Raw genomic sequence first — 17,169 nt, 5'->3', positions numbered from 1 at the left:
GGTTGCTCTGCTGTCGATGCCTGTAAGGCTCCTTTGTCGCCTAAGGTCAGGCTCATTACGCTTTTTTTGAGGGGGAAGAAACCCCTTTTGCTCGCGGCAAAAAGGGGTTTCTTCCCCCTCAAACTCCCCCATCTTCCCCAAAACCCGCTACTTTGGTAAGAGTAATTGGAAACGAAACACCTCACGTTATGAAAATAAGTATTTATTTGCAGCAAGTTATAAAAACATCTCCATCAAGGCATATTGCCTGATAATGAGCCCTGCCCCTAAAAAACCGCCCAAAACGCTTTGCAACGAAAAAGCCTGTGCAGCCGACGATGGCCGCACAGGCTTTATTTGTGACAGTAGCACTATCCGCTGTTTATTTTGGGGGAAGGGAAAACCCTCAAAAAACGTGATACGTCCAGAGCCTAACGGCGCAGCAGGGACGGCAGGGCGAAATAGAGCTTTGCCGCCAGATCGAAGCAGCCGCCCGGCAGGAAGCTTGCCGCATAGAACAGGCGATGCTTGAAAGACTTGAGGCCAAAGGGGGCGAGCAGCTCGCGCGCCTGTTTGCCCTTGCCTTCCCTCCAGAGGGCCACAGCGTGCTGGAAGGCGGCGCGACGACTCAGCAGATCCACAAGATCGGCGTGTTCCTTTTCATAGTCGGGATAGATGCGACAATGCTTTTCCAGGATACGCAGGGTCTCGTCAGCGAACTGGGAGAACTTGCGGAAGGTGGTGTTCATGCCGTGCACGCGCCAAAGGGTCAGCGGGGCGTCCACATGGGCCAGCTCCCAGTCATGGGCGATGCGGTAGAAAAGATCCGCCTCCTCGCAGACGTTGAGGCTTTCATCGAACCACGGCGGGGCGCTGCCGTCCGTGGGCATGGGGGCAAGCGATTCCAGAGCGCTGCGGCGCAGCATGGCCGACGACATGGATATCCATTGCCGCCGCATGAGTTCGGCAAAGGCCATGCCGTCCACGGGGCGCGTATGCGCGAAGATGCGGCGGAGCACCCGCTTGCCGTTGAAGATCTCCGTATCCGTGCAGACGAGGCCCACCTGCGGGAAGGCATCGAAGATCTCCACCTGAGCCGCCAGCTTTTCCGGCCGCCACAGGTCGTCGCAGTCAAGGAAGGCGATATATTCGCCGCGCGCCTCGCGCAGGGCCAGATTGCGCGCCGCGCCGAGCGATACCGTCTCTTCGCCCCGGAAATAGCGCAGGCGTCCGAGCAGGGGCGCATAGGCCTGCGCGATGAACGGGCTTTGGTCCGTGGAACCGTTGTCCCAGAAAATGACCTCGAAATCGGTGAAGGTCTGGGCGGCCAGACAGCGCAGGCTCTCCTCAAGCTTGTCGGCGCTGTTCAGGCAATTCATGATGACGGACACGCGGGGCGGATCGCCAAGAGGCGTATCGGCAAGCTGCTGCCCCGCATCGACCGGCGGCAGGAAACGCGGATCGGTCTCCACGGCTGCCGGAGCCTCACAGGGCCGAAAGACCCAGAAGCGGCAAAGCAGGTAAAGCGAGACAGGCACAAGGATGCTCGCAAGCGGCATGGCCAGTCCGTAGGAAAGCCCCAGCAGCCAGGTCATCACGCTGACCAGCACGGAGTTCAGCACCAGCCCCCCCACTTGTACCCAGAGGAAGCGCAGGGCCATGTCCTTGTGGGGACGGCCCACGGGCTGGAACGTCCAGCGGTACTGGCCGAAGTAAGCCACCAGCAGACTGAGCACATAGGCCACGGCGTTGCCGAGCAGGAGCGGCCAGCTCCAGAGCTGCACCAGAAGAGCGCCCAGCAGGATGTAGACCAGCGCGGTCAGGCCGGTGACGAGACTGAAACGGACCCAGCGCCGGGCCAGCAGGGAACGGATAAAGCGGCGGTATTCATCTGATGTCATGTGGTCTCCTTGGCCAGCCTCAGCTCAACGCCTCGCGCGCCGCGCCGCAGACGGTCTCCACATCTTCGCGGCTCAGACCGGGATGCAGCGGCAGGGTCACCAGTTCGGCATAGAGCCGCTCGCACGCGGGCAGCGGCTGGGCGGCAAAGAAGCTGTTCAGGTGATTGGGCTTGTAATGCACGCCGGTGGGGATGCTTCGCGCCTCCATCGCGGCCTTGAAGGCGTCCTTGCGGCCGTCCAGGATGCGGACAGGCAGGATATGGGGAACGATGAAATCTTCCGGATCTGTCTCCAGAAGGGCAAGGTGCGGCACCCCTTCGAGCAGGGACGCATACAGCGCCGCCAGCTCTCTGCGGGCCGGGATGAACTCCGGTTCCAGACGGGCAAGCTGCACGCGCCCGATGGCGGCCATGATGTTGCTGAGATGGAAACGCCAGCCCAGACGCTTGATGTCCGGCGTCCAGGTGCGTGTCCCGGCGTAGCGGGAGCGGGTATCCCCCTCGACGGCAAGCAGGCGGGCGTCGGCGGCCCGCTGGGCGCACTCGCGGTCAAAGGCCACAAGACAACCGCCCTCCCCGCTGGTGATGTTCTTGATGCCGTCAAAACTGAAGCATACCAGATCACCGAAACTGCCGATCTTCCTGCCGTGATGGCGGCAGCCGAAGGCATGGGCCGCATCCTCGATGACGCGCAGGCCCTTGCGGCGGGCGAAGTCGTATACTTCATCAAGATGCCAGGGATTGCTCGCATAATGTACCGGCATGACGGCGATCACGTCGCTGTCCAGCCGTTTTTCGGCGTCGCGGATATCCAGCGTGCCGGTCTGCGGCAACACGTCGCAGGCGACGGGCAGGCAGCCCGCCGCAACGATGGCCTGGAAGGAGGCCACGAACGTCAGAGAGGGGACCAGGATCTTGGGAGCGACGCCTTGCCGTCCCGGGAGGCGGCTCTCGGCCAGCAGGCTGTCCACAGCCAGCGTCAACGCGGCCGTCCCCGTATTGGCGGTGATGACCTGCCACGGCTCCACGCCGAGCCAGGCGGCCAGCTCTTCTTCAAAGCGGCGGGTCTCAGCCCCCATGCCCAGATAGCCGTCCTCTTCGATGACGCGCCGTACGGCCTCGGCCTCGGAAGCGCCCACGATGGAACGCGATAGACGCAATTGCATACTTTCCTCCACAGGGATGGAATGGATACCTGCATATCCTCTAATAGCCTTGGGAGCAAGCCTCGTCCTGCGCCCGCGCCGGGCCGTCAGCCCCATAAAGCGTTTTCCGTTTGAAACGCTTCGCGCTCCAGGCCTGCGACCTGTCGTTTCACGGAAAAGACGCGATCTTTCCGCTCAGGCCAGACCAGACGGCGCTGCGTCGTGGCCTCGGGCCTTGCCGTTTTCCACGGCAGAGCGCTCCGACACAGCAAAAAGGGGCGGCCGAAGCCGCCCCTGCCTTTTCCGTGTACGGGACATCAGTTGAACTTCATCTCACTGATGAGCTTTTCCAGACGCTTTGCCTGTTCGCTCAGATTGTTCACGGCCTGAGCGGCCTGCGCCATGGCCTGCGCCGTCTCCGAGGACATGTCGTTGACCTGCACGATGGATTGGTTGATCTGCTCGCTGGCCGCGGACTGCTCTTCGCTGGCCGTTGCGATGGCGCGCACCTCATCGGCGGTCGTCTCCGCATCGGAAACGATCTCGGTAAGAGCCTGACCGGACCTGTTGGCCAGCTTCGTGGCCTGATCGATCTGTTCCACGGCTCTGTCCACGCCTTCCATGCTCTTGGACGTGCTCTGCTGGATGGCGGTGATGGCGCTGCCCACTTCTGACGTGGAGGCCATGGTCTTTTCGGCCAGCTTGCGCACCTCATCGGCCACCACGGCGAAGCCGCGTCCGGCTTCACCGGCGCGGGCGGCCTCGATGGCCGCATTGAGGGCCAGCAGATTGGTCTGATCCGCGATATCCGAGATCACGCCCATGATGGCGCTGATGGCGCGGGCATGTTCATTGAGCTGATGCATGTCCTCCTTGAGACGCAGGGTCTGCTGCTGCGTCTCCTGGATGCTCACCAGCGCCTGCTGCACCACGGCCGCGCCGTCCTCGGCCTTGTGCCGGGTCTCGGCGGACATCTCCGAAGCGGCGGAGGCGTTGCGCGCCACTTCCTGCACCGTGGAATTCATCTGGTTCATGGCCGTGGCGGCTTCGGCAAGCCGCTGGGCGGACTCGGAGGCCGTCACGTCCGAACGGCTGATCTGGGCCGAGAGCTGGGTCGCCGCGGCGGAGATGATGTCCACCACCTCGGTCAGCTGGCTTGCCGCGCTCTGCATACCGTCGCGGCGGGCAAGTTCGGCATGTCTGGCCGCATCTTCGGCGCGGGCGGTGGCGGCCTTGGCCTCTTCGGTGGCCTTGATGGCCTCGCGGGCCTTGCTTTCGCTCTCGCCCAACAGACGACGGATGCCGTCCATCATGTGCCGCACGCCGCGAGCCACCACGCTGATCTCATCGCCGCGCCGCTCCGCCTGATCCAGCGCCTCGTGCGTTTCCGTCGTCAGCTCCAGATCCCCGCCGGCAGCCTGTTCCACCACACGGGAGCAGACGCCCAGCGGCCGCGTGATGCCGCGCGCCATGACGAAGATGATGGCCGAAACGAGCAGCGCCAGCCCCACCGCCAGCACGATGACGAGCGTACGCAGCGTATGGATCCTGGCCAGCGTCTCGGCTTCGTCCAGTTCTATGCAGCAATACCAGTTCTCACTGGGCATAAGGCGAAAGTAGAGGATCTTCCTGTCGCCGTCCGGCGTGCTGAACTCGATGCGACCGGCATCCTTGCCTTGCATGGCCTTGAACTGCTCGGTCGCGGCGTCGTTGCGGCCGAGCTGCGCGGGGTCATTATGCAGGATGACCTGCCCTGTCGAGCTGTAGACATAGGCGCTGCCCTTGCTGCCGGGCTTGATGCGTCCGAGCAGCAGCTGCGACAACTGGGCATTGTCCAGCCCCGCAAAAAAGACCCCCACATATTCGTTGCGGTCCTTCACGGGGACGCCCACGACGGTATTGAGACGGCCCGAATCCTTGCTGATGTAGGTGCCGATGCTGGCCTTGCCTTCCAGACCGAGCTTGACATATTCCCGGTCGCCCACATTGGAGTCCCGCAGCTTGTCCGGGGCGTCCGTGGCGTCATTGCGGCAGCCCAGCAGGATGCCGTCGGGGGCCACCACGCCGCAGATGGCGATGCCTGTGGTCGTCTTGATGTAGTAGGCCAGGAGGGAATCCACGTCCGCGATGTCCTGTTCGTCCTTGATGCCGTTGGCATAAAAACGCAGGGTCTCCAGGATGCGGATGTTCTGGGCGGGCATCTCCATGCCCTGTCGCAGCGTCCTGAACAGCATGTCCGTGCCGATCTCCTGCGCGACCAGCAACGTGGGGATATCGCTCTCGATCTGCTCCATCAGGGCAGACGAGGCATTTCGATAGCTCACGCTTCCCAGGATGATGAGCCCGATGAGCGCGGGACACAGGATGGTAAGCGTCATTTTCGTAAAAAGCTTCATACTGGCATCCTTTTGCGAAAGGGGGGATGATGACGTCGACCCTCAGGGGCGCATCCTCGCAATCAGAGGCTGTCAATATCAAGATGCGACATGAGGCGATCCAGATCGAGCAGGATGAGCAGACGCTCGTCCAGTTTGCCGACGCCCCGGATATATTCGGAGCCGATGCCGGCCACCACCGGCGGCGGATCCTCCACGGTGGAAGAGGGGATGCGCAGCACCTCGGACACGGCGTCCACGAGGAAGCCCACGATCTTCTGGTCGAATTCCATGACCACGATACGCGTCTGCGGGGTGGGCTCCTGAGCGGGCAGGCTGAAGCGCGAACGCATGTTGACCACGGGGATGACCTTGCCGCGCAGGTTGATGACCCCGTCGATATAGACAGGCGCACGGGGCACCGGGGTTATCTGCATCATGCGGATGATCTCCTGCACGGCCAGAATATCCACCCCGAACTCTTCTTCACCGATGTGAAAGGTCACCAGTTGCAGGAGACCGTCTTCACGGGAAATTTCCTGGCTCATATTTCCTCCAAGCAAGCCGTTATGGGAAGGCACTTTTATCTTATCGGCTCGTCCGGGACGAGTATTAGGCATCGACTTGCGCGGCGCGATAGTACACAGAGGCTCCCTGGAAGAAAAGCCCCCGCCGGAGCGGGGGCTTTTCGGGACGGCGCGGGCGGCGCGTCTACTGATTTTTCATCTGCGCCATGAGGTCATGCAGCCGGCTCGTCTGGGCGGAGAGGTCCGCCACGGCTTGCGCGGCCTCGGCCATGGACTGGGCCGTTTCCGCGGACATGCTGTTCACCTGCACGATGGACTGATTGATCTCCTCGCTGGCGGCCGACTGCTGTTCGCTGGCCGTGGCGATGGCGCGGACCTCGTCGGCGGTGATCTCCGCATCGGAAACGAGCTGCGTCAGAGCCTCACCGGAACGTGTGGCCAGCTCGGTGGCATTGGCGATCTGCTCCACCGCCCTGTCCACGCCTTCCACACTCTTGGCCGTGCTTTGCTGGATGGCATTGATGGCGTTGCCCACCTCCGACGTGGAGGCCATGGTCTTTTCCGCCAGCTTGCGCACTTCGTCCGCCACCACGGCAAAGCCCCGACCGGCCTCACCGGCGCGGGCGGCCTCGATGGCCGCGTTCAGCGCAAGCAGATTGGTCTGGTCCGCGATGTCGGAGATCACGCCCATCACGGTATTGATGGAACGGGCATGTTCGCTGAGCTGCTGCATGTCCTCACGCAGGACAGTGGCCACAGCCTGCACCTTCTCGATGCTGCTCAGGGCGTCCTGCACGACCTTCGCCCCCTCCTCGGCCTTCTGCCGCGTCTGCGCGGACATCTTCGAGGCGTCGGAGGCATTGCGCGCCACTTCCTGCACGGTGGCGTTCATCTCGTTCATGGCCGTGGCGGCTTCGGACAGCCGCTCCGCCGAGTCGGCCGCCGTGCGGTCGGAATGCGTGATCTGCTTGTTCAGTGCGTCGGAAGCCGTGGTGATGACGGAAACGACATCGCCCAGCTGATCCGCCGCCGCCTGCATACCGTCCCGGCGGGCAAGCTCGGCGCGGCGCGCGGCGTCTTCCGCCCGCGCGGTGGCGGCCTTTGCCGCTTCCGTCGCCTGTACGGCCTGCTCCGTCTTGGCTTCGCTTTCCCGCAGCAGACGCCGGATGCCCGCTATCATCTTGCGCACGCCGCCGGCGACCACACTGATCTCGTCCCCGCGCCGTTCGGCGCCGGCAAGCCCGCGGTCCTCGCTGGCCGACACGTCGAAATTCCCCTGCGCGGCGTTGTCCACCACGACCGAACAAACGCCAAGGGCGCGCGTGATGCCCCGCGCCACGACAAAGATGATGCAGGAGACCATGATGCCCAGCACGAGCACAAGGATGGTCACCACATTGCGCAGAGTGAACACCTTGGCAAACGTCACGTCCTTGTCCAGGGAGAAGCAGTAGTACCAGTTCTCATTGGGCATGAAGCGGAAATAGACGATCTTCTCCCGGCCGTCAGCGCCAGTGACCTCCAGTCGGCCCTGCCGCTTGCCCTGCATCATCTGGAACTGGACGGAACCGCCGTCCTTGCGCCCGAGCTGCGAGACGTCGCTGTGCAGGATGACCTCCCCCTGCGGATTGTAGACGAAAGCGGAACCATGCGTGCTCAGGCTCATATCCCCCAGCATGTCATGGCTCATCACCTCATTGTCGAGCCCGGCGAAGAATACGCCAAGGATGAGCCCGTCGATCTTGACCGGGATCCCCACGATGGTGCTGAGCTTGCCCGTCTCCCTGCTGGGATAGGTGCCGATGCTGGACCTGCCCTGCAACGCCGCCTGTACATAGGCCCTTTCACCGACGTTGGTCCCCACGAGCTTGCCGGGCTTGTCGGAGGCGTTGCTCCGACTGGCGAGCATGGTCCCGTCCGGCGCGACGAGGCCGCAGGTCGCGATGCTCCCCGTCACTTCCACATAGCGCGCCAGCAGCGCGTCCACCCCCTTGATCAGCTCCGCGTCCCTGCGCCCCTGGGAATAGGCCAGCAGGAGCTCGCGGGTACGGATATTGCGGGCGGGCATCTCCATGCCGTGCTGCAAGGTGCGGAACAGCACGTCGAGACCGATCTCCTGCGAGGCAAGGATGATGGGCGCGTCCTCTTCGATCTGCGTATGCAGCGCATCGGATGCGCTCCGGTAACCCACTATGCCCAGCGTCGCCAGCCCCAGGATGGGGGCACGAGGATGGTCAGGGTCATCTTGGTGAAAAGTTTCATGAAATTCTCCCTTGTGATGGACGAAAAAACGAAACAGCGGGGCAACGGCGACAGAAGTTTTTTCTGACGAGCCTCTGCCCGGAAAAGCTCCGGTCAGAGCCGAATCAGACGGCGCGGGGACCGTTCCGACTTGCGGGATATCTATCGGGGCCGCGGGGGCGTGCTAAGCATCCGTATCGAGATGGGCCATGAGCCGATCGAGGTCGAGGAGGATGAGCAGACGCTCAGCCAGTTTGCCGACGCCGCGGATGTATTCGGAACCGATGCCCGCCACCACGGGCGGCGGATCCTCCACGGTCGTCACCGGGATGCGCAGGACCTCGGAGACGGCATCCACCAGGAAACCCACGATCTTCTCCTCGGACTCCATGACCACGATGCGGCTCTGCGGGGAGGCATCCCGCGCGGGGAGGCTGAAGCGGCTGCGCATGTTGACGACGGGGATGACCTTGCCGCGCAGATTGATGACGCCGGCGATGTCCACGGGGGCGCGCGGTACGGGGGTGATCGGCACGAGACGGATGATCTCCTGGACGGCCAGGATGTCGACGCCGAACTCCTCCTCCCCTATGCGAAAGGTGACAAGCTGCAGCAGGCTGCTGTCACACTCCGCGTCCTGCAGATCGCGGATAAGCTGACTCATGTTTCCTCCAGGGGGCAATGGAAGCGGGATATACCCAACCTATCGTCCCCCCTGACGAAACCCTTAGTAAAAAATCAAAAAAATCAGCGTCAAAAGAAAATAAGAGAGGGCCGATAAACCCTCTCTTATTTTCTGTCCAGATGGACGAGGAAGAAGCTACTGCCGCTTCATGTCCTCGATGAGCGTTTCCAGACGCTGCGCCTGCGTGGCGAGAGAAGCAACGGCCTGCGCGGCCTCGCGCATGGCCTGCGCCGTCTTGTCGGACATGTCGTTGACCTGCACGATGGACTGGTTGATCTCCTCGCTGGCCGCGGACTGCTGCTCACTGGCCGCGGCGATGGCCCGCACTTCATCGGCCGTGGTCTCGGCATCGGTCACGATCTCATGCAGCGCCACGCCGGACTGATTGGAAAGTTCCGTGGCCTGTCCGATCTGGGCCACGGCCTTGTCCACCCCTTCCATGCTCTTGGTGGTGCTGTGCTGGATGGCGCTGATGGCGCTGCCCACTTCAGAAGTGGAGGTCATGGTCTTTTCCGCCAGCTTGCGCACCTCGTCCGCCACCACGGCAAAGCCCCGACCGGCTTCCCCGGCGCGGGCGGCTTCGATGGCCGCGTTGAGGGCCAGCAGGTTGGTCTGGTCCGCGATATCCGAGATCACGCCCATGATGGTGCTGATGGAGCGGGCGTGCTCGTTGAGCTGCTGCATGTCCGCCCGCAGCACCTCGGCCACTTCCTGCACCCGTTCGATGCTGTCCACGGCCTGCTGCACCACCACGGCGCCCCGCTCGGCCTTGCTGCGCGTCTCGGCGGACATCTTGGAAGCGTCGGAGGCGTTGCGGGCCACTTCCTGCACCGTGGCATTCATCTCATTCATGGCCGTAGCCGCCTCCGCCAGACGCTGCGCGGAATCGGAAGCCGTATGGTCGGACTGCTCGATCTGGGCGGACAGCTGGGTGGAGGCCGAGGTGATGATGCTCACCACCTCCTCCAGCTGGGACGCGGCGGCATACATGCCTTCACGCTTGGCATTCTCCGCGCGCTGGGCGGCCTCTTCGGCACGGGCCGTGGCGGCCTTGGCCTCTTCCGTCGCCTTGAGGGCTTCGGAAGCCTTGTTTTCGCTTTCCTGAAGCAGGTTCTTGATGCTCTGCACCATCTCGCGGATACCGCGCGACAGGACGCTTATCTCATCGCCCCGCTGTTCGGCCCGGTTGAGTTCGGCGTTCTCGAGGGCTGTGGTCTCCAGATTGCCCTTGGCGGCATGGGCCACCAGTTCGGAGCAGACACCCAGCGGACGGGCGATGCCGCGCGCGGTGAACAGGATGATGGCGCCGACCACCAGCACCAGCACCAGCACCAGCAGCAGGACATTCGTCAGCAGGTCGCGCGCGGGCTGCATGACCTCGGCCTTGTCCAGCTCCATGCAGACGATCCAGCCCTCGGTGGGCATTTCCTCAAAATAGACGATCTTGGTAAATCCGTCCTTGTTGACGTATTCCAGCGAACCCTGCCGCTTCTTCAGCATCTCCTGCACATGGGGCTGCGCGCTCTCGTCGGTGCCGATGCGCGCCGGATCGCTGTGCATGATGGCCTCGCCCTGGGGATTGTAGACGTAGGCCGCGCCGAACTCGCCCAGACGGACCGCGCCAACGATATTCTTGCTGAGTTCGATATTGTTCATGCCCGCATAGAAGACGGCCACGACCTCGCCCTCGATCTTGATGGGCAGGCTGACGATGGAGGTCGTCTCGCCGGTGGCGCGGCTCTTGTAGGTGCCGAGGCTCTCCTTGCCCTGCAGGCCGGACTGGATATAGGGACGGTCGCCCATGTTCTTGCCGAGCAGGTTGCCCGGCTCGTCCCGCCCGGAGACGCGGTGCAGCACCACCGTACCGTCCTTGACCACTACGCCGCAGGTATTGATGGCCTTGGTGACGCCGATATAGTAGCGCAGCGCCTCATTGGCGCTGTCGAAATAGGTCTTGAACTCGTTTCCCGCCACGCCCACCTTGTGGGCTTCCAGAAAATAGGTGATGCGCTGGTTTTCCACCGGCATGTACATGCCCTGGCGCAGCGTGGTGAAAAAGTTGTTGATGCCGATCTTGAGGGTATCCAGCACCACAGGCGCGTCATTGTTGATCTGGTTGTAGATGGCACGGGAGGAACTGGAATACCCCATGCCGGCGAGGATACACAGCCCCAGCAGAGCGGGCACCAGGATAAAAAGGATCATCCGGCCTTGCAGCTTCAGTTTCATGGACAGCCTCTCAGGGTATCGTTAAAAGAAATCAAGCGAACCTGTTTTCCGTAACGCACGAGAAAGCTGCCGAGGGGCAGGGGGGGGCCAACCTCAGACGCACGGAAGGAACGGACAGGGAATCTGTCCGCCTTATCGGCGGAATATCTGCAAAGTTGAGCCTTGTAAACAATATTTTACGCACCGCGGCGGCCGACGGACGGCTTTTGCGGCAGTAAAAAAACAGGATGGGGAGCCAGGCTCCCCATCCTCATTACATGGCGCACGTATCGAATCTAAAAAACAGCTCTTTTACACCGGTTTATACATGGCGCCGCTGTCGGCGGAGCTGACCATGTTGGCGTAACGCCGCAACACGGGATAGGGGCACTCCTTGCGCGGCGGCGTCAGTTCGCCGCGCCGACGCGCCAATTCGGCCTCGTCCACCAGCAGCTCCAGCCGACGGTTGGGGATATCCACAAGGATGCGGTCCCCGTCGCGCACCAGCGCGATGGGCCCGCCGTTGGCCGCCTCCGGCGAGATATGTCCAATGGCCGCGCCGTTGGTGCCGCCGGAGAAACGTCCGTCGGTGAAGAGCGCCACGTCCTTGCCGAGGCCCATACCGGTGATGGCCGCCGTGGGCGAAAGCATCTCGCGCATACCCGGTCCGCCGCGCGGCCCTTCGTAGCGTACCACCACGCCGTCGCCGGGCTTGATCTTGCCGTCGAGGATGGCCCGCATGGCATCTTCCTCACTGTCGAAGACGCGGGCCGTCACCTCACGGCACATCATCTCCGGCGCCACGGCGGACTGCTTGACCACCGCGCCGTCGGGCGCCAGCGAACCGCGCAGGATGGCTATGCCGCCTTCCCTGGAATAGGCATTCTCCAGCGGGCGGATGACTTCAGGGTCCAGGATGCGGGCATGGCGTTCCGCCAGATTCTCGCCCACAGTCTTGCCGGTCACGGTCAGGCAGTCCTTGTGGATGAGCCCGAGCTTGTCCAGTTCGCTCATGACCGCCGGGATGCCGCCGGCATTGTCCAGATCCACCATGTAATGGCGTCCGGCGGGCGAGAGCTTGCAGAGGTTGGGCGACTTGCGGCTCACCTCGTCAAAGACGGACAAATCGATGTCCAGCCCGGCCTCATGGAAGACGGCGGGCAGGTGCAGGGTCGTATTGGTGGAGCAGCCCAGGGCCATGTCCACGGCGATGGCGTTCTCCACCGCGCCGCGCGTCACGATGTCGCGGGGCAGGATATGCCGTTCCAGCAGCTCCATGACCCGCATCCCCGCCTGCTTGGCCAGCCGGATGCGGGCGGCGTGCACGGCCGGGATGGTGCCGTTGCCGGGCAGGGCCACGCCGATGGTCTCGGCAAGGCAGTTCATGGAGTTGGCCGTGAACATGCCCGCACAGGAGCCGCAGCCGGGGCAGGCCCGTTCTTCCCAACGGGCAAGCTCCTCTTCCGTCATCTGGCCGTTGCGTACGCGGCCCACCCCCTCGAACACGGTGATGAGGTCGCCCTTGTGCGACGTATCCAGATTGCCGGGCAGCATGGGCCCCCCGGACACGAGGACCGAGGGGATGTTCAGGCGCATCATGGCCATGAGCATACCGGGCACGCACTTGTCGCAATTGGGGATGAAGACCAGCGCGTCAAAAGCATGTGCGCGGGCCATGATCTCGATGGAGTCGGCAATGAATTCCCGCGACGGCAGGGAAAAACGCATCCCCTCATGATTCATGGCGATGCCGTCGCAGACGGCTATGGCGGGGAACTCCAGCGGCGTGCCGCCCGCCATGCGGACGCCCGCCTTGACCGCCTCGGCCAGCTTGCCGAGGTGGAGATGCCCGGGGACGACCTCGCTGGCCGCGTTGACCACGCCCACCAGCGGGCGCTCCATTTCCTCGCGGGTCAGGCCCAGTGCGTACAAGAGAGAACGATGCGGGGCCTTTTCCAGCCCGGCCTTCATTTTTTTGCTGCGGCTTTCGTCCATGATGCCATCCTTGTGCTGAAACGACAGATTCGTCCGGCGACCGGCCGGACAGGCATTTTTGTACGGCAAAAGCCCGACCTTGGGAAGGGCCGCCTCGCCCGCCGTTCGCCGTTTTTCCCGCCTGCCGCCCGGCTGTGGCGAATTTCCTTGAAATGCCCCGCGAAAGTCGGCTAGTCTGGGGCCCATGCAAAGCTCTACCCCTACTCTGGCCCGGCGCTACCTGTACAAACTTCTGGCCAACGTGGCGTCCGTACCGGTCTATCTGGTCATGGAGGCCATCCTGCCGCGTGCGCTGGGGCCGCAGATGTACGGCAACTACAGCTTTGCCACCAATCTTTTCCAGCAGCTTTCCGGCTTTCTGGACATGGGCACGTCCACCTGCTTCTACAATGCCCTGTCCCGTCGCCAGCACGAGACCGGCCTCATCGCCTTTTATCTGCGGGTCAGTCTGCTCGTGGCCTGCATCAGCCTGGGCGTGGCCTGGCTCATGCAGATCCCGCCTGTGGGCGATCTGCTCATGCCCGACGTGCCGGGCTGGCTGGCTCCTCTGGCCGCGCTCTGGGCCTTCCTGACCTGGTGGGGGCGGGTGCTGCGCTCCATGAACGATGCCGTGGGCGCCACCGTACCGTCGGAGATGTCCCGCACAGCCATTGCCCTGCTGGCCGTCTTTGCGCTGGCAAGCCTGTATTGGCTGGATGTCCTCAATATCTACAGTCTGTTCGGCCAGCAATATGCCATGCTGGCGGCAACGGCGCTGGGCTACTGGATAGTGAGCAAACGCGCCTGGGAACAGCGTTTCGGACGGGAAGGGCGCTTCAGCCTGCGGCTGGACGGCGGACAGACCCGGCTCTATACGCGGGAATTCTTCGACTACAGCCACCCGTTGTTCGTGCAGGCCCTGCTGACCTTCGCCATGCTGAGCGTGGAGCGCTGGCTGCTCCAGTGGTTCGACGGCAGCACGCAGCAAGCGTACTATGCCCTTGCCCAGAAGGTCTGCATAGCCTGCTTCCTCTTCGTCTCCGCCATGACGCCCCTCATCATGCGCGAATTCTCCATTGCCTGGGGCAAGAAGGATATGGAAGGCATGGGCCGACTCATGCAGCGTTTCGCCCCGCTGCTCTATGCCGTTGCCGCCTATTTTTCCTGCTTCAGCGCCGTGGAGGCCGGCGCGCTGGTCAATCTGTTCGGCGGGGAGGAGTTCGCGCCCGCCGTCCTGCCGGTACAGATCATGGCCCTGTACCCGCTGCATCAGGCCTACATGCAACTTGCCAGCTCCGTTTTCCACGCTGCCGGACACACCCGGACCACCCGCAACATCACCATGCTGGACGCCGTATACGGCTTTGCCGCCGTCTGGCTGTTGCTCGCGCCGGAAGAATATTTCGGCCTGCACCTCGGCGCGATGGGGCTGGCCTGCAAGACGGTGGGCGTGCAGTTCGTCACGGTCAATATACAGCTCTACATGGCTTCGCGCCTCATCCCCTTTTCCTGGCTGCGCAATCTGGCGCATCAGTTCTGGAGCCTTGCCGTCCTGCTCGGCCTTGCCTGGGGCTGTCATGAGCTGACGCTGCTGCTCGGACTGGGGGGCAGCACCTCCCTGCCGCGCTTTTTCTGTTCCGGCGTGCTCTATACGCTGGCTGTCGGTCTTGCCCTCTTCCTCCTGCCTGCGCTGGCCGGCCTGCAACGCGCCGAACTGACGGCCTTTGCCGGGCGCTTCCTGCGACGCCGCGGCTGATGCCGGACCGACAAAAGGATACGGCCGGTCCCGGATCGTTGCGTCGCCCACGGTCTGTTCCGCATGGAGGCTGACACTCGACCGTCTCCTCAGCGAGCAGCGGGGGGGCCGGTCGATGCGCGCCGACCTTCCGCAAAGCCCTGCGGCTGCGACGGCAGACAGCAAAAAGGGCGGGAAATATCCCGCCCTATCCTTCTGCGTCAGCGTGCCGTAGCGGCTAACCGCGCTTCATGTCCTCGATGAGACGCGACAGCTCCTGCGTCTGGTGGGCCAGATCGGATACCGCCTGCGTAGCCTCGTTCATGGCCTGCGCGGACTGGGAGGACATGTCGTTGACCTCGAGGATGGAACGGTTGATCTCCTCGCTGGCCGCGGACTGCTGCTCGCTGGCCGCGGCGATGGCGCTGACCTGATCCGCCGTCTTGTCCGCATCCTGCACGATGGCTTCCAGCGCGCTGCCCGATTCATTGGCGAACTCCGTGGCCTGCTCCACTTCCTTCACGGCGCGCTCCACGGCATCGGAGCTCTTGCTCGTGCTCTCCTGGATGGCGCGGATGGCATTGCCCACGTCCGCGGTGGAGGACATGGTCTTTTCCGCCAGCTTGCGGACCTCGTCCGCCACCACGGCGAAGCCGCGTCCGGCCTCACCGGCGCGGGCCGCCTCGATGGCCGCATTGAGGGCCAGCAGGTTGGTCTGGTCGGCTATGTCGGAGATGACGCCCATGATCTGGTCGATGGCCTGGGCGTGCGTGTTGAGCTGGGCCATGTCCGTCTTGAGCGCCAGGGAGACCTCATGCACGCGCTGGATGCTCTTCAACGCATTACGCACGATCCCCGCTCCCTCGCTGGCCTTGTGGCGCGTCTCGCCGGACATCTGCGAGGCGCTGCCGGCGTTCTTGGCCACCTCCTGTACGGTGGCGTTCATTTCATTCATGGCCGTCGCGGCTTCAGAGAGGCGCGTGGACGATTCCGTGGCCGAATGGTTGGACTGTTCGATCTGGGCCGAAAGCTGCGTGGCCGCCGAGGAGATGACGTTGACGATGCTTTCCAGCTGGCCTGCCGCCGCAAGCATACCTTCGCGCTTGGCGCTTTCCGCACGGCGGGCCGCCTCTTCGGCCGCGGTCTTGGCGGCATGGGCCTCCTGCGTCGCCTGTTGCGCCGCCTGCGCCTTGTCCTCGCTTTCCTTGAGCAGTCGCCGCAGGCCGTCGATCATCCGGCGGATGCCCTGCGAAAGCGTGCTCAGTTCGTCGCCACGCCGCTCATTGCGCGCAAGCTGGGCATCCTCATCAGCCGACAACTGCAGATCCCCGTCGGCCACATGGCTGACCACCCGGGAGGTGCCGGACAGACCGTTGGCCACGCCGCGCATGTTGAAGAAGATGATGAGACCCACCACAAGGCCGCACAGCAGCACCAGCACGGCGCTGATCATGAACAGGCGGTTGACGGGGGCATAGATCTCCGTCGTGCTCACCTCCAGGCAGACCCACCACTTCATGTCGGGCAGCTGCTTGAAATGCACGGCATGGATATCGCCGTCTTCCTTGGTGTAGTAAAGATGGCCCTCGCTCTGAGCGAGCATCTCCTTCACGTGCGGCACATCGGCATCCACACGGCCTATCTGCTTGCCGTCCTGATAGAGGACGAGCATGGCGGAGGAGTTATAGACGTACGCCTGCCCCTCTTCACCCAGCGACACGCGGTTGGTCGTCAGCTTGGCCAGAGATTCGCAGTCAAGCTTGATGAAGACGAGGCCCAACGTCTTCCCCTCACGCTTCACAGGCAGGGAGATGATGGTGGCCGTGCGCTTGTTGGTCTTGTTCTGCACATCTTCCACACCGTAGCCGCCGGTACTCATGGACTCCCCGAAATACCGCCGGGCGCTGATATCCAGACCGACGGAAGCCGCGTCCGAGTGCAGCACGATCTTGCCTGCGGGATCCGTGACCCCGATGCCGTCAAGAAGGCTGTAATTGTCGTTCATGTCCCGCAGGTAAGAGGTCGCGCGCTGTTCCAGTTCCTTGAGGGTATCGGCCGGGGAGCCGTTGGCCCGCGCCTCAAGGTAGGCGACGATCTGCGGCACGTCCGTGGTGGAACGCAGGACCCCGCGCAGCAGAGCGGAAGCCGTCCGCAACTCGCCCAGCTGCAGGTCCGTCATGGAATCCAGATCCGCCATGAGCTGCGTGCGCAGGACACTGCGCGACGCCCCGTAATTGACGGCAGCCACCACCACCAGCCCGATGAGAGCCGGCACCAGCACAAACAGCAACATTTTGGTCAGTAAACGCATCTTCATCGCAGATCCCTAGGGTCAGGACTCATTATTTCCATACGCTTCAAAAAAGAGTAGGTATGGAGACGGAGGTTACCATGTCTACT

10 protein-coding genes are annotated in these 17,169 nt (G+C 63.2%); 1 reads left to right on the top strand and 9 read right to left on the bottom strand.

Going from position 1 to position 17,169, the window contains the following annotated elements; genetic code table 11:
- Positions 1 to 410: 410 nt before the first annotated feature.
- From Q0K00_RS06195 to ilvD, 8 genes are all read right to left on the bottom strand, one after another.
- Complete coding sequence (locus Q0K00_RS06195; protein WP_297228099.1) at positions 411 to 1,880, bottom strand: glycosyltransferase; 1,470 nt, start codon at positions 1,878 to 1,880, stop codon at positions 411 to 413.
- Positions 1,881 to 1,899: 19 nt separating this feature from the next.
- Entirely contained in the window at positions 1,900 to 3,045 is a 1,146-nt protein-coding gene (locus tag Q0K00_RS06190) for a DegT/DnrJ/EryC1/StrS aminotransferase family protein (RefSeq protein WP_297228098.1), read from the bottom strand.
- 296 nt (positions 3,046 to 3,341) lie between these two features.
- On the bottom strand, positions 3,342 to 5,420 hold the full coding sequence (locus Q0K00_RS06185; protein ID WP_297228097.1) for a methyl-accepting chemotaxis protein: 2,079 nt from the start codon (positions 5,418 to 5,420) through the stop codon (positions 3,342 to 3,344).
- Positions 5,421 to 5,482: 62 nt separating this feature from the next.
- Positions 5,483 to 5,947 (bottom strand): chemotaxis protein CheW, encoded by a 465-nt coding sequence (locus Q0K00_RS06180; RefSeq protein WP_297228096.1) that lies wholly within the window; start codon positions 5,945 to 5,947, stop codon positions 5,483 to 5,485.
- A gap of 163 nt (positions 5,948 to 6,110) precedes the next feature.
- Complete coding sequence (locus Q0K00_RS06175) at positions 6,111 to 8,117, bottom strand: methyl-accepting chemotaxis protein (protein ID WP_297228095.1); 2,007 nt, start codon at positions 8,115 to 8,117, stop codon at positions 6,111 to 6,113.
- A gap of 234 nt (positions 8,118 to 8,351) precedes the next feature.
- On the bottom strand, positions 8,352 to 8,831 hold the full coding sequence (locus Q0K00_RS06170) for a chemotaxis protein CheW (RefSeq protein WP_297228094.1): 480 nt from the start codon (positions 8,829 to 8,831) through the stop codon (positions 8,352 to 8,354).
- Between the two features lie 156 nt (positions 8,832 to 8,987).
- Positions 8,988 to 11,081, bottom strand: coding sequence for a methyl-accepting chemotaxis protein (locus Q0K00_RS06165; protein ID WP_297228093.1), 2,094 nt, complete (start codon positions 11,079 to 11,081; stop codon positions 8,988 to 8,990).
- 291 nt (positions 11,082 to 11,372) lie between these two features.
- Positions 11,373 to 13,055 (bottom strand): dihydroxy-acid dehydratase, encoded by a 1,683-nt coding sequence (ilvD, locus tag Q0K00_RS06160; protein ID WP_297228092.1) that lies wholly within the window; start codon positions 13,053 to 13,055, stop codon positions 11,373 to 11,375.
- A gap of 184 nt (positions 13,056 to 13,239) precedes the next feature.
- Here ilvD and Q0K00_RS06155 point away from each other — a divergent pair, with 184 nt between their 5' ends.
- Positions 13,240 to 14,790 (top strand): lipopolysaccharide biosynthesis protein, encoded by a 1,551-nt coding sequence (locus Q0K00_RS06155; RefSeq protein WP_297228091.1) that lies wholly within the window; start codon positions 13,240 to 13,242, stop codon positions 14,788 to 14,790.
- A gap of 217 nt (positions 14,791 to 15,007) precedes the next feature.
- Here Q0K00_RS06155 and Q0K00_RS06150 read toward each other — a convergent pair whose 3' ends face one another.
- The gene (locus tag Q0K00_RS06150) at positions 15,008 to 17,086 is read right to left on the bottom strand and encodes a methyl-accepting chemotaxis protein (protein ID WP_297228090.1); all 2,079 of its coding nucleotides are present in this window, start codon (positions 17,084 to 17,086) and stop codon (positions 15,008 to 15,010) included.
- Between the last annotated feature and the right edge of the window lie 83 nt (positions 17,087 to 17,169).

Origin of the sequence: uncultured Desulfovibrio sp. (assembly GCF_944327235.1) — a bacterium.
Taxonomy (GTDB): domain Bacteria; phylum Desulfobacterota; class Desulfovibrionia; order Desulfovibrionales; family Desulfovibrionaceae; genus Desulfovibrio.
The sequence above is the reverse complement of the archived record's forward strand: the minus strand, read 5'-3'. Positions and strand labels throughout refer to the sequence as shown.

Excerpts from the sequence above, each read along its gene's own strand:
- Q0K00_RS06150 (WP_297228090.1), bottom strand. The coding sequence starts at position 17,086 with ATGAAGATGCGTTTACTGACCAAAATGTTGCTGTTTGTGCTGGTGCCG.
- Q0K00_RS06165 (WP_297228093.1), bottom strand. The coding sequence starts at position 11,081 with ATGAAACTGAAGCTGCAAGGCCGGATGATCCTTTTTATCCTGGTGCCC.
- ilvD (WP_297228092.1), bottom strand. The coding sequence starts at position 13,055 with ATGGACGAAAGCCGCAGCAAAAAAATGAAGGCCGGGCTGGAAAAGGCC.
- Q0K00_RS06185 (WP_297228097.1), bottom strand. The coding sequence starts at position 5,420 with ATGAAGCTTTTTACGAAAATGACGCTTACCATCCTGTGTCCCGCGCTC.
- Q0K00_RS06180 (WP_297228096.1), bottom strand. The coding sequence starts at position 5,947 with ATGAGCCAGGAAATTTCCCGTGAAGACGGTCTCCTGCAACTGGTGACC.
- Q0K00_RS06155 (WP_297228091.1), top strand. The coding sequence starts at position 13,240 with ATGCAAAGCTCTACCCCTACTCTGGCCCGGCGCTACCTGTACAAACTT.
- Q0K00_RS06170 (WP_297228094.1), bottom strand. The coding sequence starts at position 8,831 with ATGAGTCAGCTTATCCGCGATCTGCAGGACGCGGAGTGTGACAGCAGC.
- Q0K00_RS06190 (WP_297228098.1), bottom strand. The coding sequence starts at position 3,045 with ATGCAATTGCGTCTATCGCGTTCCATCGTGGGCGCTTCCGAGGCCGAG.
- Q0K00_RS06195 (WP_297228099.1), bottom strand. The coding sequence starts at position 1,880 with ATGACATCAGATGAATACCGCCGCTTTATCCGTTCCCTGCTGGCCCGG.